Origin of the sequence: Brevundimonas sp. NPDC058933 (genome assembly GCF_049315965.1) — a bacterium.
Classification (GTDB): domain Bacteria; phylum Pseudomonadota; class Alphaproteobacteria; order Caulobacterales; family Caulobacteraceae; genus Brevundimonas.
Genome location: NZ_JBMOSL010000001.1, coordinates 856,523 through 873,789, shown reverse-complemented (window position 1 = coordinate 873,789; position 17,267 = coordinate 856,523). Strand labels below are relative to the sequence as shown.

17 protein-coding genes and 1 riboswitch are annotated in these 17,267 nt (G+C 67.2%); of the genes, 16 read left to right on the top strand and 1 reads right to left on the bottom strand.

Annotated features, from left to right (window positions below; genetic code table 11):
• Positions 1–569: 569 nt before the first annotated feature.
• From ACOZBP_RS04240 to ACOZBP_RS04220, 5 genes are all read left to right on the top strand, one after another.
• Positions 570–1,157: a hypothetical protein gene (locus ACOZBP_RS04240; RefSeq protein ID WP_422675197.1), complete on the top strand. Its 588-nt coding sequence runs from the start codon at positions 570–572 to the stop codon at positions 1,155–1,157.
• A gap of 76 nt (positions 1,158–1,233) precedes the next feature.
• On the top strand, positions 1,234–1,971 hold the full coding sequence (locus tag ACOZBP_RS04235; protein ID WP_422675196.1) for a hypothetical protein: 738 nt from the start codon (positions 1,234–1,236) through the stop codon (positions 1,969–1,971).
• A gap of 1 nt (position 1,972) precedes the next feature.
• Entirely contained in the window at positions 1,973–4,594 is a 2,622-nt protein-coding gene (locus ACOZBP_RS04230; RefSeq protein WP_422675195.1) for a fimbria/pilus outer membrane usher protein, read from the top strand.
• A gap of 7 nt (positions 4,595–4,601) precedes the next feature.
• On the top strand, positions 4,602–5,492 hold the full coding sequence (locus ACOZBP_RS04225; RefSeq protein ID WP_422675194.1) for a hypothetical protein: 891 nt from the start codon (positions 4,602–4,604) through the stop codon (positions 5,490–5,492).
• 243 nt (positions 5,493–5,735) lie between these two features.
• The gene (locus ACOZBP_RS04220) at positions 5,736–6,419 is read left to right on the top strand and encodes a helix-turn-helix transcriptional regulator (protein WP_422675193.1); all 684 of its coding nucleotides are present in this window, start codon (positions 5,736–5,738) and stop codon (positions 6,417–6,419) included.
• 33 nt (positions 6,420–6,452) lie between these two features.
• Here ACOZBP_RS04220 and cobU read toward each other — a convergent pair whose 3' ends face one another.
• The gene (gene cobU / locus ACOZBP_RS04215) at positions 6,453–6,974 is read right to left on the bottom strand and encodes a bifunctional adenosylcobinamide kinase/adenosylcobinamide-phosphate guanylyltransferase (RefSeq protein WP_422675192.1); all 522 of its coding nucleotides are present in this window, start codon (positions 6,972–6,974) and stop codon (positions 6,453–6,455) included.
• 50 nt (positions 6,975–7,024) lie between these two features.
• Positions 7,025–7,233, top strand: a riboswitch (cobalamin riboswitch).
• A 136-nt stretch (positions 7,234–7,369) separates the two neighbouring features.
• Here cobU and ACOZBP_RS04210 point away from each other — a divergent pair.
• From ACOZBP_RS04210 to ACOZBP_RS04160, 11 genes are read left to right on the top strand one after another with little or no spacing between them, the layout of a single operon-like run.
• Entirely contained in the window at positions 7,370–9,319 is a 1,950-nt protein-coding gene (locus ACOZBP_RS04210) for a TonB-dependent receptor plug domain-containing protein (RefSeq protein ID WP_422675191.1), read from the top strand.
• Positions 9,320–9,323: 4 nt separating this feature from the next.
• A complete protein-coding gene (gene cobD / locus ACOZBP_RS04205; RefSeq protein WP_422675190.1) occupies positions 9,324–10,334 on the top strand; it encodes a threonine-phosphate decarboxylase CobD in 1,011 nt (336 codons plus the stop codon).
• Between the two features lie 41 nt (positions 10,335–10,375).
• Entirely contained in the window at positions 10,376–11,179 is an 804-nt protein-coding gene (locus tag ACOZBP_RS04200; RefSeq protein ID WP_422675189.1) for an ABC transporter substrate-binding protein, read from the top strand.
• Positions 11,176–12,162, top strand: coding sequence for a FecCD family ABC transporter permease (locus ACOZBP_RS04195; protein ID WP_422675188.1), 987 nt, complete (start codon positions 11,176–11,178; stop codon positions 12,160–12,162). The genes ACOZBP_RS04200 and ACOZBP_RS04195 overlap by 4 nt, the downstream gene beginning before the upstream one ends.
• A complete protein-coding gene (locus ACOZBP_RS04190) occupies positions 12,159–12,935 on the top strand; it encodes an ABC transporter ATP-binding protein (RefSeq protein WP_422675187.1) in 777 nt (258 codons plus the stop codon). The genes ACOZBP_RS04195 and ACOZBP_RS04190 overlap by 4 nt, the downstream gene beginning before the upstream one ends.
• A gap of 7 nt (positions 12,936–12,942) precedes the next feature.
• Complete coding sequence (gene cbiB, locus ACOZBP_RS04185) at positions 12,943–13,869, top strand: adenosylcobinamide-phosphate synthase CbiB (RefSeq protein ID WP_422675186.1); 927 nt, start codon at positions 12,943–12,945, stop codon at positions 13,867–13,869.
• Positions 13,857–14,906 carry a nicotinate-nucleotide--dimethylbenzimidazole phosphoribosyltransferase gene (cobT, locus tag ACOZBP_RS04180; protein ID WP_422675185.1) on the top strand — a complete coding sequence of 350 codons (1,050 nt, stop codon included), beginning with the start codon at positions 13,857–13,859 and terminating at the stop codon, positions 14,904–14,906. The genes cbiB and cobT overlap by 13 nt, the downstream gene beginning before the upstream one ends.
• On the top strand, positions 14,903–15,670 hold the full coding sequence (gene cobS / locus ACOZBP_RS04175) for an adenosylcobinamide-GDP ribazoletransferase (RefSeq protein WP_422675184.1): 768 nt from the start codon (positions 14,903–14,905) through the stop codon (positions 15,668–15,670). Before cobT ends, cobS begins: the two co-directional genes overlap by 4 nt.
• Positions 15,667–16,194: a tyrosine phosphatase family protein gene (locus ACOZBP_RS04170; RefSeq protein WP_422675183.1), complete on the top strand. Its 528-nt coding sequence runs from the start codon at positions 15,667–15,669 to the stop codon at positions 16,192–16,194. The genes cobS and ACOZBP_RS04170 overlap by 4 nt, the downstream gene beginning before the upstream one ends.
• A complete protein-coding gene (gene cobO, locus ACOZBP_RS04165; RefSeq protein ID WP_422675182.1) occupies positions 16,191–16,799 on the top strand; it encodes a cob(I)yrinic acid a,c-diamide adenosyltransferase in 609 nt (202 codons plus the stop codon). Before ACOZBP_RS04170 ends, cobO begins: the two co-directional genes overlap by 4 nt.
• Complete coding sequence (locus ACOZBP_RS04160; protein ID WP_422675181.1) at positions 16,799–17,173, top strand: DUF1636 family protein; 375 nt, start codon at positions 16,799–16,801, stop codon at positions 17,171–17,173. Before cobO ends, ACOZBP_RS04160 begins: the two co-directional genes overlap by 1 nt.
• Positions 17,174–17,267: the final 94 nt, after the last annotated feature.

The following is a 17,267-nucleotide window of genomic DNA, read 5'->3' as shown; positions in this document are numbered from 1 at the left end:
CGGTGCTCAGAAAGTCCGATAGACCGCAAAAGATGACGAATTCACGCAAATGTTATTGCTTAGAATTTTCTGAATGTTTTCAGAATACTTCCCGTTTGTCGGTTATTCAATCGGTCCGGCGACCGATATGCGAGAAAAAACCCCAAGCCGATCAGCGGCTTGGGGTAATTTGTGTAATCGAGTGGGAATAATTCAGACGTTTCGGGAGCCGTGCGGCATTGCTGCTGATGGTTCTTGTAAGTCTTTGATATAAAGAAAAATAATATGAGACCCTTCGAAGTTTTTCGGAGGGTCTCTTTTTTGGGCTGTCGTCGTTCCGACAGCATCACGGGCGCATCCTCGGCCGAGCGGCCTTACCCGGCCAGAGCAGTCTCCGACCCGATGATCGTCGTCGCGTCAGCGCTTTGAACCAGCAAAATTGACTAGGCAACCAAGACGGACCGCCGATGCGATGCGGGTCGTCAGAGGTTGGCTCTAGATAGCCTCAATGTGGTGACCGTCCGCATTGTCCGGCTCCTGAGCAAGAGGGTGGGCCGGGTATTTTCAAACATAATAACCTGGAGGATATCATGCGTAATCTTGTCTTCGCGGCTGCTGCCGCTGCTGCACTACTCGCCATTCCTGCTGTATCGAGCGCTCAGACTAACGTGACTGTGACCACCAGCGTCACCGACTTCTGCGGCATCGGCCTGGCTAATGTGGCCGGCGGCAATGCCGCTGTCGCCAACGGCGTCCGTCAGAAAGTCACCACCCTGCGCATGTCCTGCAACGCGGCCACGGGCGCCAAGCTGACGTCGAGCGCCCAGAACGGCGACTTCAAGTCTCCGGCCGGCGTGCTGATCAACTATGACTGGGACCTAGTTGTGCAGGGCGTCCCGGCCCTGGGCTTCGCCGCAGTCGACACCTATCCCGGCAGCCCGGCGATCGTCACCAACTCGGGCGGCTACAGCCAGGCCCTGGCTGACGGCATCTTCGCCGACCTGTTCCTGAACCTCTGCTACAATGTTCCGGGCGGTCCCGGCGTGGGTGGAACCCAAGGCGATCCGACCAACCCTGGCTCTTCGGGTTGCGCGGCTGCGCCCTCTGGTCCCGGCGCCGCATCGGCCCCGGCTGGCACCTATACGGAAGTCTTTACCTTCGCGCTGAACCCGGCCTGACCGGAAAGCGAGACGGGGAGCCGATGGAGCGGCTCCCCGTCTTTCTGCGCGCCAATCTGCAGGGGAGGATGCAGTCATGAGATTGCAGATAGTTGCGGCCGCTGTCGCCGCATTGGTTTTGAGCCTGGGATCGCCAGGCGAAGGCCGCGCCATGGACGTGTCTCCCATGGTCGCGAAAATCACGCCGTCCGGAAACGGTTCCAGCTACCGCTTGACGGTGCGAAACGACAGCGCCGCCGCCGCCACGGTCGAGATCGAGGTCTATCGAATGCGGGTCGACGACGCCGGCGTCCGCAGCCTGACGCCGGAGGAGAACGATATCGTCGTCTTCCCGGTCCAGTCGGTCATTCCGCCGAACCGTGAGCAGGTCGTCCAGGTCCGCTATCTGGGCGAAGCGAGCAGTGAAGGCCGCATGTATCTGGTCCGGGCGGCCCAGTTGCCGATCAACATGCAGACGACGACAGCGGAAGGCGAAGCCGGCGCTGACATCAAGGTGGCCTTCACCATCAACACCTATGTCTTTGTCGCGCCGGCCAACGCGCGCGCAGCGGTCGAGGTGACCTCGGTCTCGCGGGCGGCGAACGGCGACGTCCTGTTGTCGGCGCGGAACACGGGAACGGGCTTTGCCCATCTGCGAGAGGCGCGATTCACCCTCACCACGGCGGACGGAAAAGCGCACGAGGTGCCGGCCGCCGACGTCGATGTCGGCGAGGTCAGCGTGATCGCGGGCGGCGCTGTGCGTCAGATCCGTATTCCGGCGGCCCTGGCGGCCGGCGCCAGCGGAGACGTGACGGCGTCGATCGCCCTGCTGTGATATGGCCCGTCGCAGCCCGACCTGGCGGCGCCTCGGCGTAGCGGCCTGCCTTGGCGGCAGCGTCGCCTCGCCTGGTCGCGCGGAGGCGCCGCTCGCCGCCGACGAGGTGGTGCGCACGGCGCGTGACTATTCCGTCGAGGCGGCGGAATCGCCGACCGCCGTGACGGTCTTGATCGAGCGGGACGCCTCCAACGACCTGCTCGCCGCCGGCGCCGCGCCGGCCGTTCCCCCCACGAGCGGCGCGGCGACCGGCGGAACCCAGGATGAGGCGCCCAGCGCGCGGCCGACACCCGTGCTGACGCCTATTCAAGGGCCGTTGACGCTCGACGGGCGCTACATTGGCGATATCAGCGGCGAGGTGGACATGCAGGGCGAGGGTCTCATCGACGCCGGCGCCTTGATGGACCTTCTTGGAGGAAAGGTCTCGCCCGTTGTGCGTGATCGCCTGACGGCCGTCATTGCTTCGCAGCAGCGCGTCAGCATGGCCGACTTGCGAGGGGAGGGGTTCTCCCTCGCTTTCGATCCGCTATCCCTGACCTTCGTCGCGGAACTGGCCGTGGACGCCCGGGCGCGGCGGGATGTCAGTTTCGCCCGCAACGAGGTGATCGATCCGGCGGCCTTCGATCAGCCGGCCCATTTCGCGGCCGGGGCCAATATCAGCCTGGCCCAGCTCTACTCCCATGATCAGGGGCGTTTCGCGCCGCTCGCTGGCGGCATCGACATGTTCGCCAATCTTGGCGGTTTCGACGGCGTCACCCTGACGGCGGGGGTCGACTATGACGGCGGCAGCCAGGACCAGCGCTGGCGTCGTCGCGAAATCCGGCTTTCAAAGGACCTGTTCCAGTCCGCTGTTCGCCTGACAGCAGGCGAGTTCGCCCCGCCGGTCGAGAGCTTTCAGGGGTCGCGGCGCTTTCTGGGTCTGTCGGCCGCGCGGGCCTATTCAACCATCCGCCCGTTTCAGAACGTGCGGCCATCGGGGCGTCGCCAGTTTATTCTGGATCGTCCGGCCCTGGTCGTGGTCGAGGTCAACGGAGTGATCGTCGAGCGTATCCGGCTGGAGGCAGGTCCCTATTCGCTGTCCGACTTTCCCTTTGGCCAGGGCGCGAACACGGTGCGGCTGCTGGTCGAAGAAGATAGCGGCCAGCGCGAGATCGCCGTCTTCGACCTGTTCGGCGGGGCGGGCCTGCTGGACCCCGGGGTTCTGGATTTCGGCGTGTCTGCCGGGGTGCTGGAGGAGGGCGGTCAGCTGGAGTACGGCTCGACCGTGGCCGCGACGGGCTTTGTTCGAAAGGGCATCACCGACGCCCTGACCCTGGGCGCCAACGCCCAATGGGCGGATGGGCGCGGCCAGGTCGGCGGATTGGCGACCTGGGGAAATCGGCTGGGCCTTATCCAGGCCGGCGCAGCCGTCAGCCATAACGGCGACACCGGCGCTCAGGGCTATATTGTCTCGCTCGACTACATGCGCGAGGCGACGCTGGCGCGCGACATCGATCTGCGGCTGGTGGCCTCCGCCCAGGCCACGAGCAAGTTCTTCCAGACGGCCTTCGAGAACTCGGCCTTCAACCGCGAGCAATGGCGGGCCGCGGGACAGGCCCTGGTCCGCTACAAGGCCTATTCCCTTAGTCTCGGCGCCGCCTTCGTGAAGGGGCGTCAGCAAGACGACCGGACCGATCTGAGCGTGTCGATCGGCCGGACCTTCCGCAAGTTCGGCGTCAATCTGGCTTGGCAGCGCGGGGCCACCAGCAACGGCGTCGAGGAAACCCGCTTTGGCCTGACCCTGACGACCCGGTTCGGAGGCCGGTGGAGCGGCGTCGCGCGCTACGATAGTCAGAACGAATTCCGCGAGGTCGGACTTTCCCGTTCGGCGTCGGGGCGGCTCAATGATCTGAGCGGGGATATCCGGTTTTCCGAGGACCGGAACAACCAGACCCTTTCAGGCGATCTGCGGTATATCAATAACCGTTTCGACGCGGAGATCATCTCCAACCGACTAGTCTCCACCGTGCCGGGCGGGACGACGCGGCAGGAATCCCTGTGGCGGTTGTCGACCCTTATCGGCTACGCCGACGGGGCCTTCGGGATGGGTCGCGCGGCGCGAGAAGGCTTCGTCATCGCCACGCGGCACCCCACGCTCAAGAACGCTCGCGTCAGCCTGACGGACTCCAGCGGCTACCCCGTCGCGCAGAGCGGCTGGTTCGGGCCGGCGCTCGCCGGGATTGATCGCGGATATGGCGTGCGCCGCTATGAGCTCGATGTGGATCCCGTACCATCCGGGTACGATCTGGGCAGCGGCGTCATCAACACCTTCCCCGGATTTGGCAATGGCTACCGGTTCGTGGTTGGCAGCGACGCCTCCTATACGGCTCGCGGCGTGCTGATGTCTCCGGAGGGGCCGATCGCCCTGATCGGCGGCGTGATCCTGGCGACGGACGCCCCTGAAGACGCGCCCGGCAAGCCGTTCTTCACCAACCGAGGCGGCCGCTTCGTCGCCGACGGCATGGCGCCGGGCCGCTATCGGTTGGTTGTTAAGGGGGAAACGCTCGGGGAGTTCGTCATTCCCGACAATGTGGAAGGAATTATCGATGTCGGCGAAATCAAAGCGTCTCGGCCTCCGCTCTGAGAGGGGCGTGCGACGGGCCTTCTGGCGGATGGCCTGTGCGGCCCTGGCCCTGATGGGCGGCGCGACGGCCGCTGACGCCTGCGACCTGGCTCTGGTCGAGGGGCCTCAGACTGTTCGGATCGAGTACAATCCCTTTGCTGTGGCGCCTACGCCCGGCGCCCTGGACGTTGCGTTCGAGAACAGGGGCGAGACCGATTGCGACCTGCGGCTGTCCTTTACGGATGAAGCCGGCATTGAGGTGACCAGCGCCGTTCTGGGCGAGGTCGGAGTGCAGTTTCGCCCTCGGGAATCCTCGGGGGTGCAAGCGGCTGACGTGCAGAAGGGCGTGTTCCAGTATCTTTTGACGGCAGGAGCAAAAGGCGTCGCTCAACTGGATGCTGTCGTCGTTCAGGAGGCCGTGGCCGACGCGGGCGAATACGGCGTGAACCTTCGGCTTCTGGTCAGGAATATCGACGGGATCGAACTGTTGCCGCCCATTCCCATGCGTCTGGCGCTGCAGTCGACCCCGCGAGCCCAACTGAACCTTGCAGGCGCGGCGGGCGCGTTCGGCACGGGATCAAGCGTCGAGGTCGTCGATTTTGGCGAGGCGGTCACCGGCGCGACGCGTCGCATCTTTGTTCAGGTTCGCGCCAATGCGCCGTCCGTCCTGTCGATCCGGTCGGAGCACGGCGGGGTGATGCACCGGCTGGAGAAGGCGGAGAACGCCACCGTCGTGCCCTATACAGTTCAGTTGGACGGACAGAACGTTGATCTCTCAGGTCTGTGGGCGACATCGATTGATCCGCCGCGAACCCTTGCAGGAGTGGCGCTGCCCATGGATTTCGTTCTGGGGGTCATTACTGGGCAGATGGGTGGCAACTACGAGGATGTCTTAACTATTGATATATCGCCATCCTGACGTGTCCTGAGCGAAGTGGTTAATCCTTTGTGAAAACATAGATATCATCTCCATGATCAAAGGAATGCGAAGCGGTGTTCTTGCTTGATGAATTGCGTAAACATAGAAAGTCGTGTTTTTTCATCTTGAACTAAAACGATAATTTCCCCTTTTTTCCTTGAACATGGCCAGAATGCGTCGATAGCTAACAGGCATCCTTTGAGCGGCTCGTCTTTCGGGCGTCAAAAGCGGAAGCAGGAGATCATGATTGTTTCGGAAGCTTCGCTGGCGCCTGGTGGCGCGTCCGGTGATCACGCAGCAAGAGCGTTTGGAGCCGCAGGTCAGACCCCCGGCGCCCCTGAGCCCTACTCATTCGCTCCCATTTTTGGCGGGGCGGAATACTGTAGCAGCCACACGGACGCCTGGTTCGAGCATGACGAGTGGGCGCGGTTCATTCTGGATTTGAAAGGCCGCGTGCTCAGAGCGAACGCCAGCGCCAAGGCGCTGGCGGCTTCTGGCTTGATAGGTTCCGGCGGCGTCTTTATTTGCTCCAAGCATCGTAGTCGGGCTGAAATGGATCAATTGCTTGATCGCATGGCTCGTGGATATCAGGACAGCGGACGTATCCTCTTCAGAACCGGGGACGATGCATGGTGTATTCTGGATCTGAGGGTCTCTGACGGCGCCTCGGGGTGCGTATTTGCTGTTGCGAGACCCGTAAAGTCCTTGACTATAAGCGACCTTGACGGGCTGTGCTCGACTTTCAAACTGACGAAATCAGAGAAGCTCGTCCTGGTTCATATAGCCAACGGAGATTCCCCAAAGGACGTCGGTCGTATTCTGGATATGTCGATCCATACCGTGAGATCTCATCTCCGTTCGATTTGCCTCAGGTTGGGCGTGAAGGGGATAAATGGAGCGATCAGAATCTGTCTCCAGATGTGCTGAGCCAGGAGCGCGAGGCGGCAGGGACGGCAGCCGCTAGCAGCGTTGAAGATCCAGCTTCATGCCGGCGACGAGCAGGCAGGCCTCGTCCGACACCGCCGCAATCCTTTGGTTGAGTCGACCGGCCTCGTCGCGAAAGCGGCGGCCGAGAGGGTTGTCGGGAACCAGTGACCAGCCGACTTCATTGCTGACCACCCAGACGTCCGCAGGACACGCGGCCAGGGCCTGGGCGAGGTCGTCCATGGCGGCGGCCACATCGTGCTCGCCCAGCATCTGGTTGCTGAGCCAGAGCGTCAGGCAATCGACCACCACGATGTCGTCGGCTGTCAGCTCCCCTATAGCGGCGGCCAGGGCGAGTGGAACTTCATGGGTGCGCCAGGCGTCGCCGCGATCCGTCTGATGCTGGCGAATGCGGTCGTGCATCTCATCGTCAAACGCCTGAGCCGTGGCGAGCAGGAGAGGGACGCGGTTGCATTTCGCCGCCGCCTGTTCCGCCTGTCTCTGTGCGTAGGCGCTTTTTCCCGAGCGGGCGCCGCCGAGGACCAGGGTGATGGTCATGCTTGTCTCTCCGGTTGACCTGCCAGTTGACCTGATGCGCGCGCGGCCCTACTGCCACGGTCGCGTCAGGTTCCCCGAAAGGGGATCAAAAGGGAACGGAGTGTGAAACTCCGGCTGTTCCCGCAACTGTAAGCGGCTAGCCCGCGCGTCATACGCCACTGGCGGTCCGGAAGGCTACGGCCTGAACGACTTCTGGGAAGGCGACGCGCACCGGCCTTGATCCGCGAGCCAGGAGACCTGCCTGTCGCCGTCGTTCTCCGCGCGGTCGGGATGTGCCGAGCGGTCGAGGTGACTCGTGTGACGACAAGTGAAAACCAGCCGCGCCAGCGGTCCCTTCCGCGTGTCTGATCGACGCGCGAGAGGTCGTTGGCCGGCGTCGTCAAAGGAACCGCCGGATGAACCGGATCGCCTATGCCACCCTCGCCGCCGCCAGCCTGCTGGCCGCATTCCCCGCCCTCGCCGAAGAGCAGCAGGCCGCTGCGCCCGACGTAGCGGGCCGCGCCGGCGCCACCGCCGTGGCCGACGTCATCGTCACCGCGAACCGCTCGGCCCAGCCGATCGAGCGCGTCGGCGCCTCGGTCAGCGTCCTGACCCAGGCCGCCATCGAGGCGCGCCAGACGCCGGCAGTGGCTGAACTGCTGGCCCAGACGCCGGGCGTCAGCTTCACCCGCAACGGCGGCGTCGGCACGACGACGGGTCTCAACATCCGCGGCGCCGAAAGCCAGCACACCGTCGTCCTGATCGACGGGGTCAAGCTGAACGACCCGTCCTCGACGCAAGGGGGCTTCAACTTCGGCAATCTGCTGGTCGGCGACACAGCCCGCATCGAAGTCCTGCGCGGCGCGCAGTCGACCCTGTGGGGCAGCCAGGCCATCGGCGGCGTGGTCAACATCGTCACCGCCGAGCCGACCGAGGCCCTGCAAGGCAGCCTCGACGCCGAGGCCGGCGCGCGCGGCACGACCTATTTCCGGGGCGGTATCGGCGGGGCCAATGATCGCCTGAGCTGGCGTCTGGCGGCCAGCCGCTATGACACCGACGGTTTCTCGGCCTTCGCCAAGGGCACCGAAGACGACGGCTACACAAACACAGGCCTGTCGGGCCGCCTGAACCTCAAGATCACGGACGCGGTGTCGCTGGACCTGCGCTCGGTCTGGTCTAACGGCCAGAACGACTTCGACGCCTTCAACGGCGACAGCCGCGAGTACGGCAAGACCAAGGAACTGGTCGGCTATGCCGGCCTGAACTTCGACCTTCTGGACGGCCGTTTCCGCAATCGCATCGGCTACGCCTACACCGACACCAACCGTCGCAACTACAACCCCGCGACCCTGGCTCAGCCGCTGACCTTCGACGCGGCAGGCGAGAACCGCCGCTGGGAATACCAGGGCACGTTCGCCGTCACCGAGGCGCTGAACACCACCTTCGGCATCGAGAGCGAGCGCTCTGAAATGCGCACGCGTTCGCCCTCGGCGTTCAACCTGGACCCGGCCTTCGGGCGCGGTCAGGCGGACCTCGACAGCGCCTATGCCCAGGTTCAGTGGACGGTGCTGGACGGCCTGACCCTGACCGGCGGCCTGCGTTACGACGACCACGCCCAATACGGCGACAACCTGCTGGGTCAGGTGGCGGGGGCCTGGGCGCTGAACGAGGGCGACACGGTCTTGCGCGCCAGCTGGGGCCAGGGCTTCCGGGCGCCCGGCCTGTATGAGCTCTACAGCGAATACGGCAACCTGACGCTGCAGCCGGAAGAGTTCGACAGCTGGGAAGTCGGCGTCGAACAGCGTCTGTTCGACCGCGCCGTGGTTTCGGCGACCTACTTCAACCGTCAGGCCGACAACGAGATCCGCTACAACGGCTGCTCGACGCCCTCGACCGATCCGCTGTGCACGGTCAACGGCGTGGGCCGCTGGGGCTATTACCGCAACGTCCAGAAGACCGAAGCCCAAGGCGTCGAGCTGATCGGCCGCGTGGATGTGACCGACCGCCTGAACCTCAGCGCCAACTACACCTGGACCGACGCCAAGAGCGCCTCGGGCGCCACGGACGGCAAGCGCCTGACGCGTCGTCCCGAGCACATGGCCAACTTCGCTGCGGACTACGCCTTCGCCTTTGGTCTGAAGACGGGTGTGGCGGTGCGTTACGTGGGCGAGACGTTCAACAACGACGCCAATACGGTCGTTGTGGACGACTACACCCTGGTCGACATCCGCGCCTCCTATCCGATCAACGACAAGCTTGAAGTCTATGGCCGGATCGAGAACGCCTTCGACGAGACGTATCAGACGGTCCTGAACTACGGCACGCCGGGGCAGGGCGTGTTCGGCGGCGTTCGCGTCCGGTTCTGATCCGATGAGCAAGGCCGCTCTTTTGACAGCGGCGACCCGGCACGGCGGCGGTCTGATGAAGGCCGCCGCCGCCTATCCCGACGCGCCGCGCCCCTGGCTGGACCTGTCCACCGGGATCAACCCCGAACCATGGCGCGGGCCGCGCGCCGCGGAGGCGGAACTGAACCGTCTGCCCGATCCCGGCGCACTGATCGCGCTGGAAACGGCGGCGGCGGCGGCGTTCGGGGCGGCGCCTGAGCGAACAATCGCGACGGCCGGGGCCGAGGCGGCGATCCGTCTTCTGCCCCTGCTGCTGGGCGTGCGGTCGGTCGAGATCGTCGGCCCGACCTATGGCGCGCACGCCGAGGCCTGGCGGGCGGCGGGCGTGACGACGCGCCTGATCGCTTCCGATCAGGCGGCGACGTCGCAGGCGGGCGTGCTGGTCATCGTCAATCCGAACAATCCCGACGGCCGCCTGATCCGGCGCGCCGACCTGATCGCCATGGCGCGGGCGCGCTCGGCGGAGGGGCGCTGGCTGGTGGTGGACGAGTCCTTCATCGAATGCGCGCCCGACGACAGCGTGTCGGATTTCGTCGAGCCGGGCCTGATCGTCCTGCGGTCATTCGGCAAGTTCTATGGACTGGCCGGGGTGAGGCTGGGCTTCATGCTGGCCGCGCCTGAACTCGGACAGCGTCTGCGCGCCCTGCTGGGCGACTGGCCGGTGAGCGCCGATGCCTTGGTCATGGGGCGCGGCGCCTATGGCGATCATGATTGGCGGTGGCGGACAGCGGCGGTTTTGACCGAGCGCGCCGATCGGCTGGACGATCTTCTGACACGTGCCGAGTTCCGGATCATCGGCGGAACCAGCCTGTTCCGCATGACGCGCACCCCCCACGCCGCGCGCTGGTTTCAGCACCTTTGCCGGGCGGGCGTCCTGACCCGGCCCTTCGACCATACGCCGGACGCCCTGCGGTTCGGGGTGCCGACCGAGCGAGATCTGCCGCGCCTGAAGCGCGCGCTGGAGGCCTTCCAGTGAGGACGACGCGGCGGGCCGCATTGGTCAGGGCAGGAGCGACGTTGATCGCGGCGCCTGCTCTGGCGGTTTCGGCGCCGCGGCGGGTGGTGTCGTTGAACGCCTGCCTTGACGCCATCCTGGTCCACGTCGCCGACCGGGGGCAGATCGCCGCTCTCAGCCACTATGCGCGCGAGCCGGTGGGCTCGACCATTTCCGAGGTGGCCAAGACCTTGCCCTTCACCTGGGAGACCGCCGAGGAGGTCATCGCCCTGCGTCCCGATCTGGTCCTGACCAGCCGCCACAGCGCCCTGGCCACCCGCAATGCTCTGGGCCGGATGAACATCCCGACTGAACTGTTCGCCGTGCCGGACAGCGTGGCGGCCAGTCTGAATCAGGTGCGCGAGGTCGCGCGTCTGGTCGGCCGCTCGGCGCGGGGCGAGGCCCTGATCGGCCGCATCGAGGCGGCCCTCGCCGCCGCCGCGCCGCCGCCCGCCGCGCGCCCGCTGAAGGCCCTGATCTATCAACCCAACGGCTTCGCCGCCGGGCGCGGCACCCTGATGGACGAGATGATGACCCGCGCCGGTTTCGAGAACGTCGCTGGGCGCTACGGCCTCGGCAAGTGGGGCAATGTTCCGGTTGAGCGCCTGCTGGCCGATCCGCCTCAGGTCCTGCTCAGCGGCACGCCCGCTCTGGGCTCGCGCACCTGGGCCGACCGGGTGATGCGTCACCCGGCGCTGGCCTCGCTGTCCGGTCGGATGGTGCAGGCGCAGCTGGAAGAGAAGCTGCTCTACTGCGGCGGGCCGGTGCTGATCCAGACCGCCGCCGCCCTCGCCGAGGCGCGCCGCACGGCGCTGGAGGCTCTATGAAGACCTTGCCGCGTCCCTTGATCATGACGGGGCTGCTGGCCCTGATCGTCGTCCTGTCCGTCGCCAGCATGAGCGCGGGCCGCGTCTGGATTCCGTGGAGTGACTGGGCGGCTCAGCCCGGTGATCCGGCCTGGGCCATCCTGTTCGAACTGCGCCTGCCTCGCACCATCCTGGCCCTGATGGTCGGGGCGGTGCTGGGCCTGACCGGGGCGGCGTTGCAGGGCTATACCCGCAATCCGCTGGCCGACCCGGGGATGCTGGGCGTCTCGACCATGGCGGCGCTGGGGGCGGTGCTGACCTTCTATCTGGGGGCGGCGGCGAGCGCGCCCTGGGTGCTGCCCGGCGCGGCCATGGTCGGCGCGGGGCTGGGCGTGGTCCTGCTGCTGGCCCTGGCGGGGGCGACCAGCAGCGTCGTCACCTTCATTCTGGCGGGCGTGGTGATCCAGACCATGGCCGGGGCCGGGGTGGCGCTGGCGCTGAACCTCGCCCCCAATCCCTGGGCGGTGAACGAGATCGTCAACTGGTTGATGGGATCGCTGGCTGATCGCAGCCTGGTCGAGCTGAAGCTGGCGGCGCCGGGCATGATCCTTGGCTGTCTGCTGCTGATGACCCAGGGGCGGACGCTGGACGCCCTGACCCTGGGCGAGGCCGGCGCGCGATCTCTGGGGGTGCGGCTGGATATCGGGCGCTTGGTGCTGGCGCTTGGCGCGGCGCTGGCGGTCGGTTCTGCGGTGTCGGTGACCGGGTCTATCGGGTTCGTCGGCCTGATCGTGCCGCACCTGCTGCGGCCGCTGATCGGGGCGCGGCCGGGGGGGCTGCTGCTGCCCTCGGCGCTGGGCGGGGCGGCCCTGGTGCTGGCGGCGGATATTCTGGTGCGGCTGACGCCGTCGGCGTCCGAGATCAAGCTGGGCGTGGCCATGGCGGCGCTCGGCGGGCCCTTCTTCTTGGCCCTGTTGATCAGCATGAGGAGGAAGCTGGCATGAGCCTTCTGAGCGCCGAAAACCTGTCCGTCCGTCTGGGCGACAAGGCAGTCCTGAATGACGTTGGCGCCGCCTTCACGCCGGGTCTGGTCACGGCCGTGATCGGGCCGAACGGGGCGGGAAAATCCACGCTGCTGGACTGTCTGGCGGCCTTGCGAAGGCCCGCCGCCGGGCAGGTGACGTTGGACGGCCGCCCCGTCAGCGATCTGCCGTCTCGCGAGCGAGCGCGCCGCATCGCCTACCTGCCCCAGAACGCCGAGATCGCCTGGGCGGTGGAAGGCCGCACCTTCGTCGGTCTGGGTCGTACGCCCCATGCAGGCGCCTGGGGTCTGACGAGCGAGGATCGCGCCGCCGTGGACCGCGCCATGGCCGTCACCGGAGTGGAGGGCTTCGCCGAACGCGTGGTGTCCACCTTGTCCGGCGGCGAACGGGCGCGCGTCCTGATCGCCCGCGCCCTGGCCGGTGATCCGCAATGGCTGCTGGCCGACGAGCCGCTGGCGGGCTTGGATCCCGGCCATGTGCTGGACGCCTGCGACCTGTTTCGGCGCCTGGCGGAAGACGAGGGGCGGGGGGTGATCGTCACCCTGCATGACCTTGACGCCGCCATGCGCGTGGCCGACCGCGTGATCGTCCTGGCCGAGGGGCGGGTCCTGGCGGACGGCGCACCGGTAGATGCCCTGTCACCCGAGGTGTTGAAGGCGGCCTACGGCGTCGAGGCGCGCACTCTGGAAGGGAGCCGCGGCCCCGTGCTCGAAATGGTCGGTCGTGCCCGCTAGCGCCCCCATGCCCTGGATCGTCGCGGGCGCTTTCCTGGTGGAGGGGGCAATCGGGTGGCCGCGTCGTTTGTCGCATCCGGTCGTCTGGGTTGGCGGCCTGATCGCGATGCTGGAGCGGCGCTGGAACCGGCAGGCGCGGCTGGAACCCGCGCGCCGACGCCTGGGCGTCGTCACCGTGCTGATCCTGGTCTTCCTGGCGGGCGGGGCAGGCTGGGGCGTGGAGCGACTGGCTGCGGCGGCCGCTCTTTGGCCAGGCGTCCTTCTGGTCGTCGTCTGCGGCGCTACGGGCCTGGCGGCGCGCAGCCTGTTTGATCATGTCCGCGCGATCGCTCGACCGCTGACCGCCGGCGATCTACCGCAGGCGCGCCACGCCGTCAGCATGATCGTCGGCCGCGACGTCGATGCGATGGACGAGGGCGACGTGGCCCGTGCGGCGCTGGAAAGCCTGGCCGAAAGCTTCTGCGACGGGGTGGTCGCGCCCGTCTTCTGGTTCGTCATCGGCGGCTTGCCGGGGCTGTTCGTATACAAGGCGGTAAATACGGCCGACAGCATGATCGGCCACATGGAGCCGCGCTGGCGGGCGTTCGGCTGGGCCGCAGCGCGCGCCGACGACCTGATGAACTGGATACCGGCGAGGATCGCCGGCGCCCTGATCGCGCTGGGCGGCGGGCAGGGGTGGCGCGTCATGTGGCGCGATGCGCGCAAGCATGCCTCGCCCAACGCGGGCTGGCCCGAGGCCGCCATGGCTGGCGCGCTGAGAGTGCGGCTGGGCGGCCCGGTCCGCTACGACGGCGTCCCGACCCAGCGCCCCGACTTCGGCGAATGGGCGCCGCCCCGCGCCCACGACCTGCACCGCGGACTTCGCGTCTATGGCGTGGCCTGCGCCCTGTTGATGTTGCTCTTGATTGCAGGAGGCTTCGCTTGGCCGTTTTGATCCTGACCGACCTGCTCGAGGCGCCTGTTCTGGACCGGGCGCTGGAGCCGGCCTTGCAGAGGGCGCTTGACGGCAAGGCCAAGCCGCAGGGCGCCCTGGGGCGGATCGAGGAACTGGCCTTGAGGCTGGGCCTGATCCAGCGGCGGTTGAAGCCGGCCGTCCAGCGGCCGGTGCTGCTGGTCTTTGCCGGGGATCACGGTTTGACGCGTTCCGGCGTGGCGGCCTTTCCTTCCAGCGTCACCGTAGCCATGGTCGACGCCCTGCTGGCGGGCGAGGCCAGCGCCAACGCCTTCGCCCGCGTGGTGGGCGCCGAGGTTCAGGTGATCGACGCGGGCGTGGCCGCAGACCTGTCTGATCGGCCAACCCTGGTTCACGCCAAGATCGGGCTCGGGACAGCCGATGCGTCGATGCAGCCGGCCATGACCAGGCAGCAGGCCGAGGCGGCTCTGCTGACCGGGGCGCGGGTCGCCGAGGACGCCCTCCGCAGCGGGGCCGATCTGCTGGCGCTGGGTGAAATGGGCATCGGCAACAGCGCCTCGGCCGCCCTGCTGATGCATCGACTGGCGCCCGCGCCTCTGGACGACTGCATAGGGCAGGGGGCGGGCCACTCGCCGGAAGGCATGGCGAGGAAGCGCGCGGTGCTGGCCCAGGCGGCGGCGCGGTCGGACGCGGCGACGCCGCTTGATGTTCTGACCCAGTTCGGAGGGTATGAGATCGCCATGATGGCCGGCGCCCTGCTGGCGGCGGCCAGGGCCGGGGTTCCGGTTCTGGTGGATGGTTTCATCGGCACGGCGGCGGCCTTGCTGGCGGTACGGCTGGCGCCCGCCGCGCGCGACTATTGCCTGTTCGCCCATGCCTCGGCCGAGGCGGGACATCGGCTGATGCTGGCGGCGCTGGACGCCCGTCCCCTGCTTGAACTGGATCTGCGCCTGGGCGAGGGGACGGGCGCCCTGCTGGCTGTGCCGCTGGTCCAAGCCGCCTGCGCCCTGCTGTCGGAGGTCGCCGACTTGAGCGACGTGCTGGAGGCGGCGGGGTGATCCGGCAAGAGGTGCGCCTGTTCGTCTGTGCGGTGCAGTTCCTGACGCGCCTGCCGACGCCGCAACTGGCCGGCTTTCAGCCGGCGTGGATTCATCAAGGCGCACGCTACTATCCGCTGGTCGGCCAGATCATTGGCGGCCTGTCCGCCCTGACCCTCTACATCGCCGTCCATGTCTGGACGCCATGGATCGCGGCCCTTCTGGCCGTGGGCGCGGGGGTGGCTCTGACCGGCGGCTTCCACGAGGATGGACTGGCGGACACGGCCGACGGCCTCGGCGGCGGGCTGACGCGGAACCGGCGGCTCGAGATCATGAAGGACAGTCGGCTGGGCTCCTATGGCGCGCTGGCGCTGGGCCTGACCTTGGCCATGCGTGTCGCAGCCCTGGCGATGTTGGCGCAGGCCTCGCCACTGCTGGCGGCCGTCGCTCTGCTCGCCGCCCATGGTCTGGGACGCACGGCGGCGGTCGCGGCCATGACGATCATGCCCTATGGCGGCGACCCGGGCATGGCCAAGGAGGGCCAGCCGCACCGCGCGTCGTTCGTCGGTCTGATGGTCGCCGCCCTCATCGGTCTGTGGCCGCTGGCCTTTTTGCCGCCGGTCGCAGGGGCCGGGGGGCTGGCAGGGGGTCTGCTGGTCGGGGCCGTTCCCGCCTGGCTGGCCTGGCGGCTGATCGGCGGACGCACCGGGGATGTGCTGGGCGCAGTCGAACAGGCGTTCGAGATCGGCTTCCTGCTGGCCGTCGCCGGGCTTGCAGCCAGATGAAGCTGATCGTCGCGCCGCTGCATGACGCCGTCGCCCTCGCGGCGCGTCATCGGCCCTCTCACCTGATCAGTCTGGCTTCGCCCGGTCATGTCGATCCGCCGCTTGCCGATCCGCCTCCCTGTCGGCTGGACCTCAGATTCAACGATATCGCCCAGCCACGCGAGGGGCTGACGCCGCCGACCGAAACGGATGTCGCAGCCCTGTTGGCCTTCGCCGAACCTTGGGACGGGACACGGCCCATGCTGATCCATTGTTGGGCGGGCGTAAGCCGTTCGCCTGCTGTGGCCTATGCTGTCGCCTGCGCCAGATCCGCCCCGGGCGAGGAGCAGGACTGGGCCGAACGCCTGCGGCTCGCAGCCCCGACCGCTACGCCCAATCCGCTGATCGTCGCGCTGGCGGATCGCCTGCTCGGACGCCACGGCGCCATGGTGCGCGCCGTCGCCGCCATAGGGCGGGGCGCCGAGACGACCTGGGGCGCCCCCTTTCAACTGGACCTGTCGCCGCCTGGAGTTTTTCGCCGATGACCGACGCCGATCTGAACGCCCGCCATGCTGACAGGATGAAGAAGGTGCAGGCCGCTCGCGCCCGGATGATGGCGACCAAGACGGTTGAGCGGGGCCTGGTCATCGTCCACACCGGGACCGGCAAGGGCAAGACCACGGCTGCCCTGGGGATGGTCTGCCGCATGATCGGCCACGGCATGAAGGTGTCGATCATCCAGTTCATCAAGGGGGCGATGGAGACGGGCGAACAGAACCTGTTCGACGCCTTCCCGGAACTGGTGGAGATGCGGCCGATGGGCGAGGGCTTTACCTGGGATACTCAGGACCGGACGCGCGACATCGCCAAGGTGCGCGAGGCCTGGGAGGCGGCCAAGGCCCGCATCATGAACCCGGAATGGAAGATGGTCGTCTGCGACGAACTGAACATCGCCCTGCGTTACGACTACCTGCCGGTCGAGGAGGTCCTGGCGGTCCTGGCTGCGCGTCCCGCCGGCGCTCATGTCGTCATCACCGGCCGCAACGCCCCGCCCGAACTGATGGAGGCGGCGGATCTGGTGACCGACATGCAGATGGTGAAGCACCCGTTCCGCGGCGGCGTGAAGGCCCAGGCCGGGGTCGAGTTCTGATGACGGCGCGTCTGGTCGTCTGCACGACTTGCAGGGCTTCAGAAGAGGCGCCGACGGATGGCGTCCGACTTTCAGGCGGACGTGCCCTGTTGAACGAGGTCATCGGCGCTGCGACAGCAGCGGACAGCGGAAGCTTGCGGGTCGAGGAGCAGGCCTGCCTCTGGGCCTGTTCGAGCTATTGCACCGTCTACCTGAGCGAGCGGGGCAAGCCTGGCTATCTGGCGGGTCGGTTTTCGTCGACGCCCGAGGCCGCGCAGGCGATCGTCGCCTTCGCCCGGCTTTACGCCGCCAGCCCGGACGGAGCCGTGCCCTATCGCGATTGGCCGGAAGGCATGAAGGGGCATTTCATCGCGCGCCTGCCGGCGGAGGCATAGTCCGGGAAACATCAAGAAAAGCTCGGGGTCTGCGCAGGGTTTCTGCATAGGGCTGCGCGCGTCGCCGTGGTGTGCGGCCCGATACTTTCCTCGC